We start from the raw sequence: 20,168 nt of genomic DNA, 5'->3' as shown, positions 1-20,168 counted from the left end.
GCTGACCGGTTCCGCCCGCGCCGCCGGACGGCGGATGAGGCGTCGGCGCGTACCCCCGGGGTGTTGGCCGCGAGAGGCGGCCGTGCGCGGCGGACGGCGGGCGCGGCGGGCAGCCTGCTGGCGGTGCTGCTGGTGTTCGCCGTGCTCGTCGGCCCGGACCGGCTGGGTCTGCTCACGCCCGGCGCCTTCCTGCGCATCCCGCTGGAGGGGCTGCTCGTCGCCGCGCTGCTGCTGGCGCTGCCGGCGCGGCCCCGGCGGGTGGTGGTGGTCGTGGTCGGGCCGCTGCTCGGCCTGCTGGCCATCGTGAAGCTCGCCGACCTGGGCTTCCGCACGGCCCTCGACCGGCCGTTCGACCTGGTGCTGGACTGGCTGCTGCTGGACGACGCGTTCGGCTTCGTCCGGGACTCGGCCGGCCGGGCCGGCGCGGTCGGCGCGGCGGTGGGCATCGTGCTGCTGGTCGGCGCGCTGCTGCTGGTGCTGACGCTGGCGCTGCGCCGGATCGCGTCGCTGCTGGCCCGCCACGAGCGGGTGGCGACCCGGGCGGTGGCCGCGCTGACCGTCGCCTGGGTGGTCTGCGCCGTCGTCGGGGTGCGGGTCGTCCCGGGCGTGCCGGTGGCCGACGCGGGGAGCACCGCGCTGGTCGGCGCGCACGCCGGGCAGGTGGACGAGCGGCTGCGCGACCGGGGGGCCTTCACCGCCCAGATCGCCGCCGACCCGTTCCGCGACGTCCCGGGCGACCAGTTGCTGACCGGGCTGCGCGGCAAGGACGTCCTCCTCGCCTTCGTGGAGAGCTACGGCCGCGACGCGGTCGAGGACCCGGAGCTGGCGCCGCAGGTCAACGCTGTGCTGGACGCCGGGACCGAGCGGCTGCGCGCGGCCGGGTACCAGGCCCGCAGCGGCTTCCTCACCTCCCCCACCTTTGGCGGCGGCAGCTGGTTGGCGCACGACACGCTGCTGTCGGGCCTGTGGACGGACAACGAGCAGCGGCACCGCAGCCTGCTGGCCAGCGATCGGCTCACGCTCAACGGCGCATTCCAGCGAGCCGGCTGGCAGACCGTCGGAGTGCTGCCGGCGGCCACCCAGCCGTGGCCGGAGAAAAGCTTCTTCGCGTACGACCGCTACTACGACGCCGAAGCGCTCGGCTACCGGGGGCCGAAGTTCAGCTACGCCCCGATGCCCGACCAGTACACGATGTCGTTCTTCCAGCGGCAGGTCCGCGCCAGCGCCGACCGACCGATCATGGCGGAGATCCCGCTGATCTCCAGCCACTCCCCGTGGACGGCAGTGCCCCGGATGATCGGCTGGGACGAGGTGGGCGACGGCTCGATCTACCACGGCGCCGCCGCCGGTGACGACAGCGGCGACACCGATGGGGACACCGGCCGGATCCGTGCCGGGTACCGGCAGTCCATCGGGTACTCGCTGGAGACGTTGATCTCCTACGTGCAGACCTACGGGGACGACGATCTGGTGCTGGTCTTCCTCGGCGACCACCAGCCCGCCCCGGTGGTCACCGGCGAGGGCGCCAGCCGGGACGTCCCGATCACCATCGTCGCCCGTGACCCGGCAGTGCTGGACCGGGTGGCGGGCTGGGGCTGGCAGGACGGCCTGCGACCCGGCCCGCAGGCTCCGGTGTGGCCGATGGACGCTTTCCGGGACCGGTTCCTGACCACGTTCGGGCCGTCGACGCCGCCGATCGCCGCCCCCCGCTGACCACGCAAACGTCGTGTTTGCTGGGCTCAGGCGACCTGGTTGTCGTATGTCGCGCGGTTGGCGAGCACGTCGTCCATGTGCGTTTCGGCCCAGCCCTTCAAGCCGCGCATCACCTGGTGCAGGGAGAGGCCGAGGTCGGTCAGCTCGTAGGTGACCGTGACGGGCACGGTCGGCACCACAGTGCGGGTGACCAGACCGTCGCGTTCAAGGGAGCGCAGCGTCTGAGTCAGCATCTTCTGGCTGACGCCGGCCAGCATGCGCGACAGCTCCGAGTACCGCATCGAGCGGGGTTCGCCGGCGCAGTCGGCGCCGAACTGCTGCGAGCCGTCGCTGCGTAGCGCGGCCAGAACCAACGTGACCCACTTGTCCGCGATTCGGTCGAGCAGCTTGCGGCTGGGACACTGCGCCACGAAAGCGTCATATTCCACCTTGGCCTGTGCCCTCTGCTGGGCCGCTGTCGTCGTCGCCATCGAACCATTCCTCCCACTGCTGGGTGCGTTACGAACCTCTAGGTGCCTACTTCCCGTCAGGAAGTTACCCCCTGATAGTGGAACAGGTATCCGCGATGCACCAGCACCGCTCAGCGCGACGCGAAAGCCAGAGGTATGAGCATGGCCTCCACTTCCCTTCCCGGCGGCACCTGGACGCTGGGAGACCTGACCGTCACCCGGTTCGGCTACGGCGCCATGCAGCTCGCCGGCCCCTGGGTCATGGGACCGCCGGCCGACCACGACGGCGCACTCGCCGTCCTCCGCGAGGCCGTCGAGCTCGGCATCACCCACATCGACACCGCCGACGCCTACGGGCCGCATGTCACCAACCAGCTGATCCGGGAGGCGCTGCACCCGTACCCCGACTCGCTGCACATCGTGACCAAGGTCGGCGCGAACCGCGACCAGCAGGGCGGCTGGCCCGCGGCCCGTGACCCGGAGAGCCTGCGCCGGTCTGTGCTCGAGAATCTGGAGAACCTCGGTCTCGACGTGCTCGACCTGGTCAACCTCCGACTCGGCAATGCCGAGGGACCTCAGCCCGGTTCGGTCGCCGAAGCGTTCGAGACGCTCGTCGAACTCCAGCGGCAGGGCCTGATCCGGCACCTCGGAGTGAGCAACGCGACGCCGGAACAGGTCGCCGAGGCGCAGACGATCGCGCCGATCGTGTGCGTGCAGAACATGTACAACCTCGCGCACCGCCAGGACGACGAGCTGATCGACGCACTCGCCGACCAGGGCATCGCCTACGTGCCGTTCTTCCCACTCGGCGGCTTCAGCCCGCTGCAGTCCTCGGCGCTCTCGACCGTGGCCGCCCGGCTGGAGGCAACACCGATGTCTGTCGCCCTGGCCTGGCTGCTGCGGCGCTCGCCGAACATCCTGCTGATCCCGGGCACCTCGTCCACGACACACCTGCGCGAGAACATCGCGGGCGCGGGACTCTCCCTCTCCGACGACGACCTCGCCGAGCTGGACAAGATCGGCCGCTAACGGAACATCCGCCGGCGGATCGCGCAAGGTTGGGCCAGGAGGGCGGGATCAAGGCGCGGCGAGTACCGCCGGCATTCGATGTTCACCGATACGGCCCCTGCGAAGATCACGGCGGATGGCCGAGACTGTAGCGATGTCGCAAGATGTCGGGGGTGCGCCGCGCACGCAGGTAGCAATCACCGCTCTGCTCATCGTCGCTGGCGTGCTCATTCTCTTCGTCCCCGCCAGTAACGAGGGCAGAGTCCTCGTGCCCCTCAGCGAAGGTCACGGACTGTCCGCCGTGGACGTGGTCGGCGCAGCACTACTGGCGTTCGGCGGCACCTGGCTGGAAGTGCTCGTGGTGCGGCGCCTACCGCATCTCGCCCTGCCCCCTCGGGCCTTGTTCGCACTCGGCCTGCTGGCTGGCCTCGGCATAGGGCTCCTGATCGCCTCGGCCTTTTCGGGATTCTTCTGGTGGTGGGCTGTCGGCGCCACCGCACTCGGCGTTGCCGTCCTCATCCTCGTGCCCCTCACAGCACGCCGTTGAGGTCGTTGACCGAACGTCCGCTTCTGCCGATGACGACGCGCTGACTCACTACGCGGACGGCTAGCCGGACAGACGCGCCGGACTACCCCTTGTCGGAGGTGGTGGGCCGGGCGCGGACGTGCAGCCGCTCCCCCTGCGGCCCGAAGAGGCTGAGAGCCTCCGTGGTACCCGGGCCGGGGTTGATCACCCGGTGCGGAATGCGGGTGTCGAACTCGGCCACCTCGCCCGGGGTCAACGTCAGATCGTGCTCGCCGAGCAGCAGGCGCAGCTGGCCCGAGAGCACGTAGATCCACTCGTACCCCTCGTGGGTCTGCTGGGTGTGCTCCCCGGTGGGCGTGTTCGGCGGGAGGATCTGCTTGAACGCCTGCAAACCGCCCGGTCGGCGGGTCAGCGGCAGGAACGTCACGCCGTGGTGGACGATCGGCTTGGGGCGTACCCGCGGGTCGCCAGTGGCCGGGGCGTCCACCAGCTCGTCCAGGGGCACCTGGTACGCCCGAGCCAGCGGGAGCAGCAGCTCCAGGGTGGGCCGGCGGCTGCCGGATTCCAGCCGGGACAGGGTACTCACCGAGATGCCGGTCAGTTCGGCGAGCTGGGCCAGCGTCGTACCCCGTTGGTTGCGCAGGGCGCGCAGCCGTGGGCCGACGGCGGCCAGCGCCGCGCTGTCGTCGTTTGCCATAACGGCAAGGATAGTTGCCACCTGGCCGGCGGCGACGGATGGTGGGCGCAGCCGACAAGTAAGGGGAACACCGGTGGACGAGATGTACGACGTAGTAGTGGTGGGCGGCGGCGCGGCCGGGCTCAGCGGAGCCCTGGCGTTGAGCCGAGCCCGACGGTCGGTGCTGGTGATCGACTCCGGCGAGCCGCGCAACGCGCCGGCCGGCCATGTGCACAACTACCTGGCACGGGAGGGGACGCCGCCGGCCGAGCTGGTCGCGGCCGGGCGCGCCGAGGTGGCCGGATACGGCGGGCAGTTCCTGGCCGGGCGGGTGGAGACGGCGGTCCGGGACGACGACGGGTTCCGCCTCAGCCTCGACAACGGGCACGCGGTGCGGGCCCGACGGCTGTTGGTGGCCACCGGGCTGACCGACGAGCTGCCCGACGTCCCCGGTCTGGCGCAGCGCTGGGGTCGCGACGTGCTGCACTGCCCGTACTGCCACGGCTGGGAGGTTCAGGACCGGCGGATCGGCGTGCTGGCCACCGGTCCGATGGCCGTGCACCAGGCCGAGATGTGGCGGCAGTGGAGCTCGGACGTACTGCTCCTGCTGCACGACACCCCGGCGCCGGACGAGGAGGCGGCCGAGCGGCTGGCCGCCCGAGGCATCGCCGTGGTGCCGGGCCCGGTCGCCGCACTGGAGGTGACCGGGGACGCGCTGACCGGCGTCCGGCTCGCCTCCTGCCGGGTGCTGCCGCTCGACGCGCTGGTGGTCTCGACCCGGACCGCCCCCCGCGCCGGGTTGCTGGTCGGGCTGGGCCTGGCCCCGGAGGAGGTGACGATGGGTGGGTACGTGATCGGCAGCCAGATCCCCGCCGACGCCACCGGGGCGACGACCGTCCCGGGCGTCTGGGTGGCCGGCAACGTCGCCGACGTACGCGGCCAGGTGATCGCAGCCGCCGCGGCCGGCCTGGGCGCCGGAGCGGCTATCAACGCCGACCTGATCGCCGAGGAGACCCACGACGCGGTGACCGCGTACCGGCAGATGGTGGCCACGACCTTCGAGGAGCCGGCGTGGGAGGAGCGTTACAACTCCAAGCCGGCGGTGTGGAGCGGCCGGCCGAACCCGCAACTGGTCACCGAGGCCGCCGACCTGGCCCCGGGACGGGCGCTGGACGTGGGCAGCGGCGAGGGCGCCGACGCGGTGTGGCTGGCCGAGCGCGGCTGGCGGGTGACGGCGGCGGACATCTCCACCACCGCGCTGGGCAGGGCCACGGAGCACGCCGACGCCGCCGGCGTCGGCGACCGCATCGAGTTCACGCACGTCGACCTGCGCGACAAGCCGCCCGCCGAGGAGGCGTACGACCTGGTGTCCGCGCAGTTCATGCACCTGCCACCGCCGCAGCGGCGGGAGCTGTTCGCCCGGCTGGCCGCGGCCGTGGCGCCGGGCGGCATCCTGCTGATCGTCGGGCACCACCCGTCCGACCTGTGGACGTCGGCGCACCGGATGCACATGCCGGACATGATGTACACCGCCGAGGACGTGGCCGTCTCACTGGATCCGGCCCGGTGGGAGGTGCTCACCGCCGAGGCCCGGTCCCGCGCCGGCACCGACCCGGACGGCAGGGAGATCAGCCTGCACGACGCGGTGCTGGTCGCCCGGCGGCGCTGAACCCACCCAGCCACGTTGATCATGGAGTCGTGGTGGGCGACAAGAGCGGCGGATCAGGGCCTTCCGGGCACCACGACTCCATGATCGACCAAGGAAGGGCGGGCTCGGGCGCCGGCGGTGGGGCGGGCCTACTCACGGCGCGGCCTCGGCGGTAGCGTTGCGCCACACTCACGGCCCGCGGGGTGCTCGACCGCCGGCCCTGGCGCCCTGATCGTCTGGAGGATGGTGCATGTCCATCGGCGCTGAGCCGTTCGCGGTACGCGACGACGCGGCCTCTCGGCCGAGCTTCGAGCTCGCCCTGCGCGGCTACGACAAACGGCAGGTCGACAAGCACCTGGAGCAGCTCGACGGTCAGCTGAAGATGCTGAGCGGTGAGCACGGGCGATCCGCCGTCCGGGTCCGTGAGCTGACCGCCGAGGTGCAGCGGCTGCGTGCCGAGCTGGCCGAGGCACACGAGCAACCGGCGCAGGTGGACCGCGCCTCGTTCCAGGATCTGGGCCCGATGATCGGGGAGATCATGGCGCTCGCCGAGAAGCAGGCCGGAATAATCACCGAGTCGGCTACCGACCGGGCGAACGAGCTACGGTCCGAGGCGGAGCGGATCCTCATGGACACCCGCGAGCGGGCCGCACAGGCCCGTCAGGACCTGTCGGAGGAACTGGCGGCCCGGCGCGCCGAGCACGAGCAGGCACACGAGGAGCGGCGAACCCTGGCCGAGGCCGAGCTGACCGCGATCCGGGAACGTGCGGAGCAGCTACGCGCCGACGGTGAGGAGGCGCACGAGCGCGCACAGCACGAGGCGAAGCGGATCACCGAGCAGAGCGCGCAGCAGCTCAACCAGACGCGGGTCGCCGCCGACGCGCTGATGAAGTCGGCCCGTACCCAGATCCAGCAGGAAATCCAGTCGGCCCGGTCCAAGAGTCAGCAGGAGCTGGCCCAGTGGCAGTCCGGGGTGGAACGCGAGATCTATGACCGGCGGACCGCGGCCGAGCAGGAGGTCGCCGAGCAGCAGGCAGCCGCGGAACGAGAGTTGGCCGAGCAGCGCAGCGCGACCGAGCAGCAGATTGCCGAACTGCTGGCCGAGGCACAGCAGCACGTGACCGAGCTGCGCAATCGCGCCAACGAGCAGGCCGCCGCCCACCAGGAGCAGCTCGCCACCGTGCTGCAGGAGCTTGCGGAGCGCCGGGAGGAGTCAGCCCAGCTGAACGACGAGCTGGAGACCGCCCGCCAGCAGCTCGCCGAGATCCGCCAGGAGGGCGAGACGCTGGAGAACGAGCTGTCCCGAATGCAGCAGCGGTTGGGCGAGGTCCGCCGGGACCTCACCGCCGAGAGCACCCGCCTGGATGAGGCCCGCCGGGCCGGGGACTCCGCCGAGCGGCACGCCAAGGAGGTCCGCGCCCGGGTGCAGCGGGAGGCGAAGCGGGTGGCCGACCTGGCCGCGGCCGCCGTGATGGCCGCCGCCGCTGGCGGTACGGAGACCGCCGAGTACCCGATGGTGGGCACCCGATCCGGCGTCGACCGGCCCGGTGTCGACCGACCCGCCACCCACCGACTCGGTGCCGACCGACTCGCGGACGACCAGCCGGCTGACGAGCAGCCCATCGACGAGCGGCTCGCTGACAACCAGCCCGGTGCTGAGCAGCTCGGTGGCGATCAGCCCGAAGCCGACCAGTCCGACGACGAGCGGGCCGGCGGACCGGTCAGCATGGACGAGCCGGCCGTGACCGCCGACCGGACGACCGCCCCGCAAGGGTCCACCGGCGATGCCGAGCCGGCTTTCGGCCGACCCGGCGGCAACGGCGACCCCACGCCCGTGCCGTTCCTGCCCTTCGGGCAGCCGATCAGCGAGAACGGCGCCGCCCGGCACTGACCTCGGCGGCGGTCGACCGGGCCGCAGGTGGAGTGGGGCGATTCTGCCGAGAACCGGGTCGACGGTCTCGGCGGAGCTGGCAGGCTGGGTTGGCCGTCGCGCACGGGCGGCCGCCGGCCCGGCCGGCGAGCGAGAGGAGCGCCCCGTGACCGACCGACCGGAGGAGTTCGACCTGCTGGTCGTCGGCGGCGGCAAGGCCGGCAAGACGCTGAGCATGGACGTCGCTCGGTCCGGACGCCGGGTGGCCCTGGTCGAACGCGGCATGATCGGCGGCAGCTGCATCAACGTCGCGTGCATCCCGACCAAGGCGCTGGTAACCAGCGCCCGCGCGGCCCGACAGCTGCGTGGCGCCGCCGCGCTCGGCCTGGTGGTGGAGGGCGGACGGGTCGACGTGGACCTCCTGCGGGCGCACAAGCAGGACGTCGTCGAGGGGATGGTCGCCGCCAACCGGCAGCAGTTCCTCGACTCCGGTCTGCACCTGGTGATCGGTCAGGCCCGGTTCGTCGGCCAACGGACCGTGCGGGTGTCGCTGGCCGACGGCGGCGAACGGCTGCTGCGCGGCGCCGACGTGGTGGTCAACACGGGCACCCGCCCGCACCTGCCGTCCGTACCCGGGATGGCCGAGGCGAGGGTGCTGACCAGCGACAGTTTGCTTCACCTGGACCGGCTGCCGCCACGACTGGTGGTGCTCGGCGGTGGCACCGTCGGGGTGGAGTTCGCGCAGATGTTCGCGTCGTTCGGCAGCACCGTGACGGTGATCGAGGGTGGTCCCCGTCTACTCAGCCGCGAGGACCCCGACGTCAGCAACGCGGTGCTGCAGGTGTTCCTCGACGACGGCATCGACGTGCGCGTCGGCGTGACGGTTGCCCGGGTCGACCGCAACGCCGACGGCACGGTCCGGGTCACTCTCGACGACGGGAGCCTGGTCACCGGGGATGATGTGCTCGTGGCGGCCGGCCGGGCGCCGGTCACCGACGAGCTCGGGCTGGATGCCGCCGGCGTCCGACTCAACGATCGGGGCTTCGTGGTGGTCGACGAGTACCTGCGCACCAGCGCCGAGCGGACCTGGGCGGCCGGGGACGTCGCCGGCACTCCGCAGTTCACCCACGCCTCGCTCGACGACTACCGGATCATCCGGGCGAACCTGGCGGGTGAGCAGCGCAGCACCGCGGGTCGGTTGATCCCGTACACCGTCTTCACCACCCCGGAGCTTGCCCGGGTCGGGCTCACCGAGAGCGAGGCGCGCCGCGCCGGGTACGAGGTCCAGGTGGCCCATCTGCCGGTGGCCGCGATCCCCCGGGCGCGTACGTTGCGTCAGACCGAGGGCATGTGGAAGGCAGTGGTCGACGCCCGCACCGACCAGATCCTGGGTGCGGCGCTGCTCGGCGCAGAGGCCGGTGAGGTCATCACGTCGGTGCAGTTGGCCATGCTCGCCGGGATGCCGTGGACCGCGCTGCGGGATGCGATCATCACCCACCCGACCATGGCTGAGGGCCTCAACCTGCTCTTCGCGTCGTTCCAGTCCCGCCCGGTCCGCTGAGCGAGTCGCGCTGCTCCAGCCAGGTGCTAGTCGGGCTGGCCGGCGATCTCGGCGCGGACCCGGTGCTGGAAGGCGCGCGCCTGGGCGCCGCTGGGTGGCGGCCCACCGTGCCGCGCGCCGACCGCCCGACGGATCACCTCGGCCGGCTCTCCGGCGTCGATCAGCCGCTGCCCGGCCGCCGCCTTTGACAGCCAGACGCCGTCGCGGTGGCGTACCAACGACCGGCAGGCACCGAGCACCGCGTCCTCCGCGCCGGGCGCCGGCTGGTCGTTCGGCGGCGTCGGCAGGGCCAGCCACCAGGTCAGCGCCTCGATCAGCAGGCGACGCAGGTCGGCCGGGGCGAGGTCCGCGAAGACCTCGCCCGCCGGCGGCCCGAGTAGCGGCAGCCCGCTCTGGTGCAGGATGCTGCGGTCCAGCCCGTACCAGAACCGGCCATCGGTCGCCGGCCGGTCCGCCGGGTCGAGGGTGCACCGGAACGTCATCCCGGAGCCGGTGTTCAGCTCGACCTCGAAGCCGGGCTCCGGGCTGCCGGCGGCGGCCACCGCCCGTTGGTACGCGACCAACTCCAGCCCGCGTGCCGGGCAGGGCAGCGCCTCGTGTCGCAGCCGCGCCACCAGCGCCCGCTTGTCGGCCTCGGTCAGCGGCCCGGCGCAGACCAGCGCCACGTCCACATCGCTGCGTCCGGCCTGGTACGCGCCGAGCCCCACCGAGCCGGCGCCGTAGGCGCCCACCAGGTCGTCGCCGAGCACACCCCGGGCGGCGTCGACCAGCTCGTCGAGGTAGCGGCGAAGATCCGTGTCCACGCCCCATCCTCACCCGTGGCCAGCACCGCCCCGAACCCGGGTCGCCCGGCGGCGGCGGCCCTACCCGGCGTAGAGCAGCAGCAGCCCGGCGACGGTGTAGGCGACCATCAGCGCCAGCAGCGGGAGCTGACCGGCCACCGCTCGGGCACGGGGGAAGAGGTACAGGGCCCGGTCGTGGGCGAGCAGCGTGCCGAGCAGGTGCCCGAGGATGATGACGGTGATCTGGAGGCTGGCCACGCCGGAGGGGGTGACCAGAGCGGTGTACGGCTGCCAGTCGGCGGTGCCGAGCCAGTTGGCGCCGGTGTCGAGGGGGTCGGAGAGCAGCGCGACGGTGCGCTGACCTTCCAGGATCAGCAGCGAGTAGTAGTGCGCCACCAGGTAGCCCGCCGCGATCGGCACGATCGAGTGGGCAAGCTCGCCCGGCACGCCACGAGCCGAGCCGGCACCGTCGACCGGGCCGGCACCGTCGACCGGGGCCGCGCCGGCATGGCCGATCCGGGCCGCGGCGACGGTGGCGGCGAGGTACGCGGCGGCGACGGCGGCGATGACCAGGATCAGCCCGACGCTGCCGGTGACCGCCGCCGGCCGGCCGTTCTCCTGGCTGAAGCGCAGCCAGGCCGGCGCGTTGGAGAGGCTGTCGAACATGGTCGAGCCGAGCAGTACGACCACCACGGCGACCAGCCCGGGTCGGGGCCGCAGCCCGGCGATCCCGTCGAGCGGGTTGCGCCACACCAGCACGCCGTCCGCGGCCCGGCCGACCGGCGCGAGTTGGCCGACCAGCCCGCTGTACACCTCGAACGGGTCGGCCCGGTCGAACCAGCCCGCACCGAACAACGCCGCCCCGGCCAGCATGACCACGGCGTACCCGGCGAGCCAGGCGGTGATGACCGGCAGGGTGGCTCTCTCGGGTGCGACCAGCTCCAGCCAGACGAACCCGAACAGGGTGACGGCGGCCGGCCAGAGCCCCAGGCCGGCTGGCAGCTCACGGACGCCGCGCGCCGGATCACGCCGCGCCGCCAGCGCGGCGAGCAGGTGCACGGTACGCAGCGGGTTGACCGTCCGCCACACCGGGCCGAGCGCCAGCGACACGGGCACCAGCCCGACCCAGAGCAGCACGTAGAGCGCGCCGGCCGTCGGGTTGTCCGGGGTGTCCGGCCCGGCCAGCAGGCCCAGGCAGAACCAGCCGGCGGCGAGCAGGCCCACACCGCGCAGTGCCCACCGGAACGCGGGCGCGTCGACGAGCCGGGCCAGGCGCTGCGGCACCGGTCGGCCGCCGGTCGCGTCCCGGTCGAGCCGTGGTTCGCGCCAGAGCAGGCCCAGCGCGAGGAACGTGACGACCAGGGTCAGGGCGGCGGCGATGACGAGCTGCGGCAGCGTGATCGGCAGGTCCTGGCGACCACCGACTCCATGCGCCAGCACCGCTGGGGCGCCGGTCATGGTGCTCAGCGGACGACGAGCTGGAACAGCACCAGCTCGGTCTCGTGCGTCTCCACCTCGAACAGCCCGGTCTTCTCGGCGCGGAACTCCACCGAGGCGGGCGTGCCGGCCGGCAGTCGGGCGCCCAGCTCGTAGCCGTGCACGTGCAGCTCGTCGGCAACGTCCGAGGTGACCGTGATCCGTACCAGTTGGCCCTTGTCCACGGTGATCCGCCCGGTCGGCGGGTTGACCCGCCGCTTGGCGATCGTCACGGTGATCTGCCGGTCCACCGCCGGCGTGCTGGCGGTGGCGCTGGGCGTCGGGCTGTCGGACAAGGCCGGCGCGGTGGTGGTCGTCGGCGCGGCGGCCGTCGGCAGCGTCGACGGGTCGGCCACGGACGGGTCGTCGCTCTGCCCGCAGCCCGTGGCGAGCAGGGCGGTGAGGACACCGGTGGCGAGGACGGCGGGAATGCGGGAACCGGGGGCACGGACGAACACGGGCGGACTCCGAACGACGCGAGGGGGACGGCTGTCGATTTGATCGTCGGGGAGGAGAACTCTACGTCTTGTTCGGCGGCGAGGAAATGACCATGATGAACGGATGCGATCGAGGCTGGTCACTGCCCGTCACCTCCTGAGCCGCGCCGTGGCGGCGCTGGCCGCGACGCTGGTGGTGACCCTGGTGGTGACGCTTCTGCTGCCGGCCGCTCCGGCGTCCGCGCACGGCCAGTTGGCGACCTCGACCCCGCTGACCGGCACGGTGGTCCGCGAGCCGTTGGCACAGGTGGCGTTGTACTTCACCGAGAAGCCGGCGTCCAACGCCCACTTCACCGTCACCGGGCCGAACGGGTCCCGAGTGGACAACGGCTGGTCGTACGGCGAGCCGAAGCGGTTGGACAAGCCGGTCCAGGAGTACTTCATGGTCAACGGGGTCTTCGAGCCGCGGCTGTACCACACCGGCTTCCCTGCCATGGTGTCCGTGGCGCACTGGCCGGCGAAGGGTCGGTACACCGCCAGCTACGTGTCGGTCGCCTCCGACGGTGAAGCGGTGCGTGGCAGCGTCACGTTCGACTACCAGGGCTCCGGCACGGCGGCGCCAGCCGGTTGGACGGCGCCCACCGACGGGCCCGCACCCACGCTGCTCGCCCTGGTCGACGGCACCCCGTCGGCGAGCCCCGGCGCCGTCGGCGCGAGCCCGGACACGGGCGTGACCGGCGGCCCGGCGAGCGAGCCGGCCGGCGCCACGGGGAAAGAGTCGGGCGGTGGGTTGCCGCCGTGGCTGGTGCCGGCCCTGATCGTCGTGGTGGTGGCCGTTGTCGTGCTGGTGGCGGCCCGTCGCCGACCCGCCGCCCGCGCCGGTGCCACTCCGAGCCGCCGGCCCGCCACCGTTGCCCGCAAGCCTGGCACCCCCGCCCGCAGACCCGGCAACCGGGCTGGTGGTCCGGCCCGGCGTGGGCGGCGGTAGGTCTCGGCACCCGCCGCACCGGGCATTTCCGGCCTACCACCGCGAACTTTCGCACAGGCATCGGGAACTTTTGGTGTATCGATGCAAAGGCATGGACAGATCAATCGAAGCCCTTTAATGTCTCGACCCATCAGCCCGGTGTTTCCGAATCGTCACTCGTCGGCGTCGAGGACGTTTCGGATCCGGGCCGGCGGCCACCGCCTCCACCACTGATCAGCGCCGGCCGTCGGATACTCCTATCCCTCCTGGAGGAACGATGGGCACACGGCTGCTGCGCCGATTCCGCAGTCCTGTCCTGGGCGCACTGGCACTCGTCCTCGCCGCCGGCTTCTGGGCCGACCCGGCAGACGCCGCCCCCGAGCAGGAACCGGGCGTCACGCTGCGCGTCTTCGACGTGCAGGTTCCGCTCTCCGAACTCTGCACGCTCAAGCCCGCGCAGACCCCGAACGTGGACAAGCTGATGTCCACGATCAACTGGACGTCGACCGCCGACTTCGGCTTCGACAACTACTTCGCCTCGCAGGTGCTCGGCAACATCACCACCACCCAGGCCGGCAGCTACACGTTCCGGCTGAGCAGCGACGACGGATCCAAGCTGTCGATCGACAACGCCGTGGTGATCAACCACGACGGCCTGCACGGCGCGACGCCGCCCAAGGAGGGCACCGTCACCCTCACCGCCGGGCTGCACCCGCTGCGCATCGATCATTTCGAGCGCGACGGCGGGCAGCAGATCACCCTGGAGTGGAAGACGCCCGGCTCGTCGTCCTTCGTGGTCGTGCCGAACTCGGCGCTGAGCACCGACGCCGGTGTGGTCCGGGTGACCGCGCCGGGCCGCAAGGAGTGCGAGGGGGTCACCGACTCCCCCGGTGACGGCCTGCCGCTGACCGCTGTGCACCCCGGCTACACGCTGACCAACCTGCGGCCCACCGGCTTCCAGCCGAAGGTCACCGGGATGGACTGGCTCGCCGACGGTCGACTGGTCATCTCCACCTGGGGCGGCAGCGACCAGTCCGGCACCTCCCAGGACGGCGAGGTGTGGATCATGGGCAACACCGGCGGCGCGACCGGGCCGGGCAACGTGACCACCAAGAAGATCGCCGGGGGCCTCAGGGAACCGATGGGGCTCAAGGTTGTCGACGGGGTGGTCTACGTCTCGGAGAAGCAGCGGCTGACCCGGCTGGTGGACACCACAGGCGACGAGGTGGCCGACCGCCTCGACACCGTCGCCACCTGGCCGTACGGCGGGAACTTCCACGAGTTCGCGTTCGGCCTGCTCTACCAGGACGGGTTCTTCTACCTGAACCTCTCGGTGTCGATCAACTCCGGTGGCGCCACCACCAACCCGCAGCCGGCCGTGAACCGCGGCACCACCCTCAAGGTCAACAAGGACACCGGCGCGGTCAGCTACGTCGCCGGAGGGTTGCGGACCCCGCACGGCATCGGCTGGGGCCCGGAGGGCGGCATCTTCGTCACCGACAACCAGGGCGGCTGGCTGCCCTCGTCGAAGTTGGTGCACATCAAGCAGGGTCGGTTCTTCAACCACTACATGAACCCGGCCGGCCCGTTCGACACCAACCCGGTCACCGCACCGGTGCTCTGGATGCCGCAGAACGAGATCGCCAACTCACCCAGCACCCCGCTGTACCTGACCAGCGGCCGGTACGCCGGCCAGTTCGTCATCGGCGACGTGACCTACGGCGGCCTCCAGAGGGCCTACGTGGAGAAGGTCAACGGCGAGTACCAGGGCGCCCTGTTCCGGCTCACCCAGGGCTTGGAGGCGGGCGTCTCCGAGGTGAACCTCGGCCCGGACGGCGCGATCTACGTCGGCGGGCTCGGCGCGGGCGGCAACTGGGGTCAGACCGGCAAGCTGTCGTACGGCCTGCAGAAGCTCACCCCGAACAGCACCAACGCCTTCGAGATGCTGGCCATGCGGGCCACCGAGGCCGGCTTCGAACTGGAGTACACCCAGCCGGTCTCGGCGGAGACCGCCGCCGACCTGGCCGCGCGCTACAAGGTCAAGCAGTGGCGGTACCAGCCGACGGCCAGCTACGGCGGCCCGAAGATCGACGAGGAGACGCTGACCGTCACCTCGGCCACCCTCTCGGCGGACGGGAAGAAGGTCACCCTGGCCGTCAACGGTCGCAAGGCCGGCCGGGTGGTCCATCTGCGCTCGCCGCGCCCCTTCACCTCCACCAGCGGCCAGTCGCTCTGGAGCACCGAGGCGTGGTACACGCTCAACGCCATCCCGGGCAGCACCCCGCCACCGACCAGCGGGCCCATCACCGGTATCGGCGGCAAGTGCCTGGACATCAGCAACTCCGGCACCTCGGACGGCACGAAGATTCAGCTCTACACCTGCAACGGCACTGGCGCGCAGTCGTGGAGCCGGGTCGGCGACACCTACCGGGCGCTGGGCAAGTGCCTGGACGTGGACAACGGCGGCACCGCCAACGGCACGAAGGTCCAGCTCTGGACCTGCAACGGCACCGGCGCGCAGGTTTGGCAGAGGCAGTCCGACGGCTCGATCCGCAACCCGCAGTCGGGCAAGGTGCTGGAGGTCGCTGGCGCGGGCACCGCCAACGGCACCCAGATCCAGATCGGCACCTGGGCGAACGGCGCCCACCAGAAGTGGGTGGTCAGCGTCGGCTGATCACCTGCCGCCGGTCGTGGGGGCGTGGTCTGACCGACAACCGGTCGGGCCGCGCCCCGGACGGCCGACGCAGGTCGTTGGTGGCGGCGGTCGGTCAGGGGCCCTGCGGCAACGGCTGGGCCAGCGCCCCCAGGTCGGCCGGCAGTTGGGCCAGCACGTCCTCGAACTCCCGGTGCCCGACCACCCGGTGCATCGTCTGGAGTACGGCCCGGACGCCCCGCTCGGCGGCGGATCGATCCGTCCCGGCACGGTCAGCCACCCGCCGCATGAACTCGTCGTAGCCGAATGCTTCCGGCGGCTCGACGGCCTTGACCAGCAGCGGGCTCAGCTCAGGGGCCAGGTGGGGGGCCAACTCGGCCGCCTCCCCACCGCTGAGCCGCTCGGTGAGGGTACGCAGAACGGCCTCGGTCAGCGGGCGTGCCTGCTCCGGCGGAACACCCGCCCGTGCCGCAACCTTGTCGACGAACGTCAGCTCGGCCATGCCCCCGCCCTTCCCGTTCCGGAGACGGGTGGCTACCCGGGCCCAGCGGCGGCAAACCCGGGCCAGGCGTCGTCCCTCTGCGCGAGAGCAGCGCGCTGCCGTACCACCTGCGTTCTCCTGGTTGGTCCGCGCGGCGCCGGCCGCGTCTCGTACGGTGAGGTCGAACGGGGAACTCGGCGGCTGCGCGACGGCGGCCTGCGTCGCAGGAGGAGCAGATGGCGGTCGACCTGCCCGACGTGATCGACCGGTACTTCCGGGCCGTCGACGACGGCAACCTGGACGCCTTCGTCGCCTGCTTCACGGACACCGCGAGCGTGGCCGACGAGGATCGGCTGCACGAGGGACGGGCCGCGATCCGCGCCTGGCGGGAGCGGACGACGGCCGCGTACTCGTACACCGCCGAGCCGGTGAAGGTCACGCCGCAGGCGGGCGACTCGTACCTGGTGCTCACCCGGGTGTCGGGCAGCTTTCCCGGCAGCCCGATCGAGCTGCGATACCGGTTCACGCTGCGCGACGGTCTGATCGGCGCCCTGAACATCCGCCCGTAGTGACCGCCCGATCCGGTTCGGCACGGCCGCCCTCCATCGCCGCTGAAACGGAGGACACGGCCGGCCGGCCAGCGGATGACATGATGTGCCGACAACGGCTGTTGCAACGAGGAAGGGTGCTGCTGACCGATGGCGCACTTCGAGGCCCGCACGCCCGCGGCACCCGGCCGGATCGTGGTGGCGCTGAACGGTGAGTGCGACCTGGCCGTCCGGGACGAGCTGACCAGCGCGCTGGACATCACCAGCGTTGGCAACCCGCTGCGTCCGACCGTCGACGACCCGCGTCTGGTGGGCTGATGCCGTCCGACCGGCGGGAGGCCCGCAACGTCGCCGAGCAGTACGCGTCCGCTCGGATCCCGGACACCATGGCGTACCAGGCGGCGACCGACCTGCACGCGCTGCGCGCGTTCGTCTGCACCGGGGCACTCGCCCGGGGCCTGCCGCCGCACCGGGTGGAGTTGCTGACGTTGGCGGTCAGTGAGCTGGCCACCAACACCTTGCAGCACACGACCGGCGGCGGCCGGGTCCGGCTCTGGGCCGAGGCCGATCAGCTGATCTGCGATGTCGTCGACCAGGGGCCGATGCGGGCGTTCGGCCGCGACATGCCGCCGGCCGACGCGGTACGGGGTCGAGGGCTGGCGATCGTCGAGCAGGTCTGCGACGAGGTCGCCGTGCTGGCCGAGCCGGAGGGGACGGTCGTCCGCATCCGGCTCGGCCTGTGACCCGGCGGCTCGGGGCAGTACGCGCACGGCCAGCGTGCCGGGTCGATCCGCACCCGTTGGGGCCACACCGGCTGCCACAATGCGGACAGCCCGGCCGGACGGTGGCGCCGGGTGGACCCCGATCAGGAGGACGGCACCATGCCGGACAGCGAACGCGAGGCGGAACTGTTCGACGCTGAGCGCACCCTGCAGGCCGCGCAGCGGGCCGGCGACGTCGCGGCCCTCGACCAGTTGCTCGTCGACCAGCTGATCGCCATCGGCCCGGACGGCGGCAAGCTCACCAAGCGGGACGACCTGACCGCGCACCGGGACCGGACCTCGGTCGTCCAGGAGCTGGTCGAGGAGGAACTGGACCTGCTCGTCGTCGGGTCGACCGGGGTGACGTTCTTCCTGGGCCGGGTGGCCGGGGTGTACGACGGCGTGCCGTTCGCGGCGCGCCTGCGGTACACCCGGACCTGGGTCCACGACGACAGACACGGCTGGCGGGTGCTGGCCGCACACATCAGCCCGGTCTGACCCGCCGGCTCAGGTCGTGGACTCCAGCTCGTCGAACGCCAGGCTCCACCAGGATTCCGGCTCGGCGAACGCCGTCGGGTCGACCTCCCGCAGGTCGATGCGAATCCGCGCGGCACGGGCCGCCCGCTCCCGGCCGCCCGGGTCGGTGACGATGAGCTGGCCCAGCCGGTACAGGAACTCCACGAACGCGGCGAAGCTGCTGTTGACCGTCTCCAGATTCGGCGTCTGCAGGTCGAGCAGCACCACCGCGCCGGTCGCCGCCTCCAGGCAGAACAGCAGCATCGGGTCCTCGGGCGAGCTGCCCAGCACGACGTACGCGCGCGGCGCCTCGTCGCCCACCTCGATCCGCAGGGTGGAGAAGAGCTCCACGTCGGGGGCGGAGACGTCGACCGTGAACAGGATCGGCACCTCGACCGGCAGGGCGCCGTACGGCGGGAACGTCTCCGGCCCCAACGGGCCCAGGATCGCGTCGAAGCGCTGGTCCGGGAAGTAGATGACGCCCCGCTCGCCCCACAGCGCGACCAACTCCTCGCGGGTGACCGTCACCGCCCGCGCTCCGCGTCGGGGTCGTCCGCCGCTTCTTCGTCGTCCTCGTCGAGCAGGCCCTGCTGGCCGAGGAAGGCCCACCATCGGTCGTCGGCGGGGGTCAGCTCGGCGTAGCCCGGGCCGAGCAGGTAGTAGTGCACGAAGGAGTCCAGGTCGGGGGCGAGCTCCTCGAAGGCGTCCGACATGAACCACTCGGTGCCGGTCGGCGTGAAGTACCAGATGGCGCCGGTGCCGCGATCCATGAAGATCGGCTCGTCGCTGTGGGTGCCGATCACCAGCCACCCCGCCCGGTCCTCGGGAATGGAGGAGAAGGCCGGCGCGTAGTCGAGGTGGTACTGGATGCCGGCGAGGGTCGATGTGGACGCCAACTCGATCCGACCGGCGCGCAGCCCGTCGGCCACCAGCAGGAGGTCCCGCAGGCCCGCCGGAAGGTCCGCCGGCAGGGCGTCGGTGGCCGCGCCGTCGCCGAACTGGGCGTATCCCAGATTTGCCGGCTGGTCCTCAACCAGGTCGGCCCGCAGCTCCTCGATGAGCTGGTGCAGCTCGGGGGTCAATCCACCACCTCTATTCGGATCGGGGTGCCGTCCGGCAAGTTCTGGATCTGCCCCCAGATCTGCGAGCCGATGTCCGTGTTGGTTCTACCATGCAGCAACTTGAGATTCTCAACGGTGTCCGGCCCACCGAGTTGGAGCTCCCACACGTGGTCCGGGTGGTAGCTGCTGAGCCGTTCACTCAGCCGGTTGGCCAGATCCTTGTCGTGTGGCCAGTACTTGTCCCAGATCTTCTGCCGGATCCGCTCCTTGTAGCCGTCGGTGATGCTCTTGTCCCGCTCGACCGGGTTGGTGGCCTTGTAGAGCTTGCCCTCGTCGCTGAGCTTCTGCAGCGCCGCCATCTTGCGCCGGAACTGCGAGGTGGCGTGGAAGTCCTTGCGCGTGACCTGGATCACCTTCGTCGGCAGGCTGTGATCCGGCCCGGTCACCCGGACCTTCGGCTTCTCGAGCTTCTTGACGGCCGCGCTGACGATCTTGCCGGCGGCCGGCTTCGGGGCCGCGCCGCGACCACTCCTCGGCTTGCTAGGCATCGAGAAGCTGCCCGATGACCTGGTCGATCAGCAGACCGACGATCTCGCGAGTGATCATCTGAAAGATCGGGATCTCGGCCAGCGTGGCCCCGAAGGTCGCCACCGCGGTCGCGATCGCCTGCGCCACCTGAAACGCGAGGATCGCCAGCTGCACGATCACCTGGATCTTCAACGCCAGGACGATCGCCGCGCAGATGATCAAGCCGGCGCCGAGAATGACGGCCGCCTGAGCAGCGTCCCGAAGCACCGACGGCCCACTCTGCTCACCGGTCCACCAGCCCTGGAACGCCTGCACCGCCGGGCCGAGGTTCTGCGACCACACCTGGGTCGCGCCCGCGTCCGCCTCGCCGGCCGTGGCGCCGATCCGGCCGGCGAAGTCGATCCACGCCTGGCCCATCTCGAAGAGCTTCTCCTCGTCGCCCTCCGGCCAGGAGTAGCCGATCCAGCTCAGCGCGGTGACCAACTCACCCGGCAGCTGCAAGCCCAC

At 71.8% G+C, this 20,168-nt stretch carries 21 protein-coding genes and 1 pseudogene; 12 read left to right on the top strand and 10 right to left on the bottom strand.

Features of this window, described 5'->3' with window-relative positions:
• Window positions 1-87 precede the first annotated feature (87 nt).
• Window positions 88-1,713: pseudogene (locus OG990_RS08605) on the top strand (sulfatase-like hydrolase/transferase); the annotation flags it as partial.
• A 26-nt stretch (window positions 1,714-1,739) separates the two neighbouring features.
• On the opposite strand, the gene OG990_RS08600 reads toward OG990_RS08605, so the two are convergent.
• Window positions 1,740-2,183, bottom strand: a complete 444-nt coding sequence (locus OG990_RS08600) for a helix-turn-helix domain-containing protein (RefSeq protein WP_328416024.1) — start codon at window positions 2,181-2,183, stop codon at window positions 1,740-1,742.
• Window positions 2,184-2,324: 141 nt separating this feature from the next.
• On the opposite strand from OG990_RS08600, the gene OG990_RS08595 reads away from it, so the two are divergent.
• On the top strand, window positions 2,325-3,191 hold the full coding sequence (locus OG990_RS08595) for an aldo/keto reductase family oxidoreductase (protein WP_386982471.1): 867 nt from the start codon (window positions 2,325-2,327) through the stop codon (window positions 3,189-3,191).
• Between the two features lie 115 nt (window positions 3,192-3,306).
• Window positions 3,307-3,717: a hypothetical protein gene (locus OG990_RS08590; RefSeq protein ID WP_386982473.1), complete on the top strand. Its 411-nt coding sequence runs from the start codon at window positions 3,307-3,309 to the stop codon at window positions 3,715-3,717.
• A gap of 82 nt (window positions 3,718-3,799) precedes the next feature.
• Here OG990_RS08590 and OG990_RS08585 read toward each other — a convergent pair whose 3' ends face one another.
• Window positions 3,800-4,393: a helix-turn-helix domain-containing protein gene (locus OG990_RS08585; protein ID WP_386982476.1), complete on the bottom strand. Its 594-nt coding sequence runs from the start codon at window positions 4,391-4,393 to the stop codon at window positions 3,800-3,802.
• Between the two features lie 82 nt (window positions 4,394-4,475).
• Between OG990_RS08585 and OG990_RS08580 the strand changes: the two genes are divergently transcribed.
• The 3 genes from OG990_RS08580 (at window position 4,476) to OG990_RS08570 (ending at window position 9,451) form a co-directional block, all read left to right on the top strand.
• Window positions 4,476-6,041: an FAD-dependent oxidoreductase gene (locus tag OG990_RS08580; protein ID WP_406079708.1), complete on the top strand. Its 1,566-nt coding sequence runs from the start codon at window positions 4,476-4,478 to the stop codon at window positions 6,039-6,041.
• A gap of 229 nt (window positions 6,042-6,270) precedes the next feature.
• Window positions 6,271-7,911 (top strand): hypothetical protein, encoded by a 1,641-nt coding sequence (locus tag OG990_RS08575; RefSeq protein WP_406079707.1) that lies wholly within the window; start codon window positions 6,271-6,273, stop codon window positions 7,909-7,911.
• A gap of 145 nt (window positions 7,912-8,056) precedes the next feature.
• Window positions 8,057-9,451 carry a dihydrolipoyl dehydrogenase family protein gene (locus OG990_RS08570; protein WP_406079705.1) on the top strand — a complete coding sequence of 465 codons (1,395 nt, stop codon included), beginning with the start codon at window positions 8,057-8,059 and terminating at the stop codon, window positions 9,449-9,451.
• Between the two features lie 26 nt (window positions 9,452-9,477).
• On the opposite strand, the gene OG990_RS08565 is transcribed toward OG990_RS08570, so the two are convergent.
• Genes OG990_RS08565 through OG990_RS08555 form a run of 3 tightly spaced genes read right to left on the bottom strand, consistent with a single transcriptional unit; the run spans window position 9,478 to window position 12,167 of the window.
• The gene (locus OG990_RS08565; RefSeq protein ID WP_406079704.1) at window positions 9,478-10,254 is read right to left on the bottom strand and encodes a nucleotidyltransferase domain-containing protein; all 777 of its coding nucleotides are present in this window, start codon (window positions 10,252-10,254) and stop codon (window positions 9,478-9,480) included.
• A gap of 60 nt (window positions 10,255-10,314) precedes the next feature.
• On the bottom strand, window positions 10,315-11,691 hold the full coding sequence (locus OG990_RS08560) for a hypothetical protein (RefSeq protein WP_406079703.1): 1,377 nt from the start codon (window positions 11,689-11,691) through the stop codon (window positions 10,315-10,317).
• Between the two features lie 5 nt (window positions 11,692-11,696).
• Window positions 11,697-12,167 (bottom strand): hypothetical protein, encoded by a 471-nt coding sequence (locus OG990_RS08555; protein ID WP_406079701.1) that lies wholly within the window; start codon window positions 12,165-12,167, stop codon window positions 11,697-11,699.
• Window positions 12,168-12,270: 103 nt separating this feature from the next.
• On the opposite strand from OG990_RS08555, the gene OG990_RS08550 reads away from it, so the two are divergent.
• Both OG990_RS08550 and OG990_RS08545 read left to right on the top strand, forming a co-directional pair.
• A complete protein-coding gene (locus tag OG990_RS08550; RefSeq protein WP_406079700.1) occupies window positions 12,271-13,134 on the top strand; it encodes a copper resistance protein CopC in 864 nt (287 codons plus the stop codon).
• Between the two features lie 256 nt (window positions 13,135-13,390).
• Window positions 13,391-15,787: a ricin-type beta-trefoil lectin domain protein gene (locus tag OG990_RS08545; RefSeq protein ID WP_406079699.1), complete on the top strand. Its 2,397-nt coding sequence runs from the start codon at window positions 13,391-13,393 to the stop codon at window positions 15,785-15,787.
• Window positions 15,788-15,881: 94 nt separating this feature from the next.
• Here the strand turns inward: OG990_RS08545 and OG990_RS08540 are convergent, their stop codons facing one another.
• Entirely contained in the window at window positions 15,882-16,268 is a 387-nt protein-coding gene (locus OG990_RS08540; protein ID WP_328416002.1) for a DUF2267 domain-containing protein, read from the bottom strand.
• A 215-nt stretch (window positions 16,269-16,483) separates the two neighbouring features.
• Here OG990_RS08540 and OG990_RS08535 point away from each other — a divergent pair, with 215 nt between their 5' ends.
• The 4 genes from OG990_RS08535 to OG990_RS08520 all read left to right on the top strand — a co-directional run bounded on the left by OG990_RS08535 (window position 16,484) and on the right by OG990_RS08520 (window position 18,054).
• Window positions 16,484-16,816: a nuclear transport factor 2 family protein gene (locus OG990_RS08535; protein ID WP_328416000.1), complete on the top strand. Its 333-nt coding sequence runs from the start codon at window positions 16,484-16,486 to the stop codon at window positions 16,814-16,816.
• A 129-nt stretch (window positions 16,817-16,945) separates the two neighbouring features.
• On the top strand, window positions 16,946-17,113 hold the full coding sequence (locus OG990_RS08530; protein ID WP_406079697.1) for a hypothetical protein: 168 nt from the start codon (window positions 16,946-16,948) through the stop codon (window positions 17,111-17,113).
• Window positions 17,113-17,538, top strand: a complete 426-nt coding sequence (locus OG990_RS08525) for an ATP-binding protein (protein WP_406079696.1) — start codon at window positions 17,113-17,115, stop codon at window positions 17,536-17,538. The genes OG990_RS08530 and OG990_RS08525 overlap by 1 nt, the downstream gene beginning before the upstream one ends.
• Window positions 17,539-17,649: 111 nt before the next feature.
• Window positions 17,650-18,054, top strand: coding sequence for a nuclear transport factor 2 family protein (locus OG990_RS08520; RefSeq protein ID WP_328415995.1), 405 nt, complete (start codon window positions 17,650-17,652; stop codon window positions 18,052-18,054).
• 9 nt (window positions 18,055-18,063) lie between these two features.
• Here OG990_RS08520 and OG990_RS08515 read toward each other — a convergent pair whose 3' ends face one another.
• Genes OG990_RS08515 through OG990_RS08500 form a run of 4 tightly spaced genes read right to left on the bottom strand, consistent with a single transcriptional unit; the run spans window position 18,064 to window position 20,168 of the window.
• Complete coding sequence (locus tag OG990_RS08515; protein ID WP_406079695.1) at window positions 18,064-18,600, bottom strand: SUKH-4 family immunity protein; 537 nt, start codon at window positions 18,598-18,600, stop codon at window positions 18,064-18,066.
• Window positions 18,597-19,154: a hypothetical protein gene (locus OG990_RS08510; protein WP_406079694.1), complete on the bottom strand. Its 558-nt coding sequence runs from the start codon at window positions 19,152-19,154 to the stop codon at window positions 18,597-18,599. The genes OG990_RS08515 and OG990_RS08510 overlap by 4 nt, the downstream gene beginning before the upstream one ends.
• Entirely contained in the window at window positions 19,151-19,681 is a 531-nt protein-coding gene (locus tag OG990_RS08505; protein ID WP_328415989.1) for an endonuclease, read from the bottom strand. Before OG990_RS08505 ends, OG990_RS08510 begins: the two co-directional genes overlap by 4 nt.
• Window positions 19,674-20,168: a hypothetical protein gene (locus tag OG990_RS08500; protein WP_328415987.1), complete on the bottom strand. Its 495-nt coding sequence runs from the start codon at window positions 20,166-20,168 to the stop codon at window positions 19,674-19,676. The genes OG990_RS08505 and OG990_RS08500 overlap by 8 nt, the downstream gene beginning before the upstream one ends.

The sequence above is a fragment of the Micromonospora sp. NBC_00858 genome (assembly GCF_045207365.1).
GTDB lineage: Bacteria > Actinomycetota > Actinomycetes > Mycobacteriales > Micromonosporaceae > Micromonospora.
This window is presented reverse-complemented; position numbering and strand designations above follow the sequence as displayed.

Coding starts and splice junctions, on each gene's coding strand:
- OG990_RS08600 (WP_328416024.1), bottom strand. CDS start 2,183: ATGGCGACGACGACAGCGGCCCAGCAGAGGGCACAGGCCAAGGTGGAA.
- OG990_RS08595 (WP_386982471.1), top strand. CDS start 2,325: ATGGCCTCCACTTCCCTTCCCGGCGGCACCTGGACGCTGGGAGACCTG.
- OG990_RS08590 (WP_386982473.1), top strand. CDS start 3,307: ATGGCCGAGACTGTAGCGATGTCGCAAGATGTCGGGGGTGCGCCGCGC.
- OG990_RS08585 (WP_386982476.1), bottom strand. CDS start 4,393: ATGGCAAACGACGACAGCGCGGCGCTGGCCGCCGTCGGCCCACGGCTG.
- OG990_RS08580 (WP_406079708.1), top strand. CDS start 4,476: ATGTACGACGTAGTAGTGGTGGGCGGCGGCGCGGCCGGGCTCAGCGGA.
- OG990_RS08575 (WP_406079707.1), top strand. CDS start 6,271: ATGTCCATCGGCGCTGAGCCGTTCGCGGTACGCGACGACGCGGCCTCT.
- OG990_RS08560 (WP_406079703.1), bottom strand. CDS start 11,691: ATGACCGGCGCCCCAGCGGTGCTGGCGCATGGAGTCGGTGGTCGCCAG.
- OG990_RS08550 (WP_406079700.1), top strand. CDS start 12,271: ATGCGATCGAGGCTGGTCACTGCCCGTCACCTCCTGAGCCGCGCCGTG.
- OG990_RS08545 (WP_406079699.1), top strand. CDS start 13,391: ATGGGCACACGGCTGCTGCGCCGATTCCGCAGTCCTGTCCTGGGCGCA.
- OG990_RS08540 (WP_328416002.1), bottom strand. CDS start 16,268: ATGGCCGAGCTGACGTTCGTCGACAAGGTTGCGGCACGGGCGGGTGTT.
- OG990_RS08535 (WP_328416000.1), top strand. CDS start 16,484: ATGGCGGTCGACCTGCCCGACGTGATCGACCGGTACTTCCGGGCCGTC.
- OG990_RS08530 (WP_406079697.1), top strand. CDS start 16,946: ATGGCGCACTTCGAGGCCCGCACGCCCGCGGCACCCGGCCGGATCGTG.
- OG990_RS08525 (WP_406079696.1), top strand. CDS start 17,113: ATGCCGTCCGACCGGCGGGAGGCCCGCAACGTCGCCGAGCAGTACGCG.
- OG990_RS08505 (WP_328415989.1), bottom strand. CDS start 19,681: ATGCCTAGCAAGCCGAGGAGTGGTCGCGGCGCGGCCCCGAAGCCGGCC.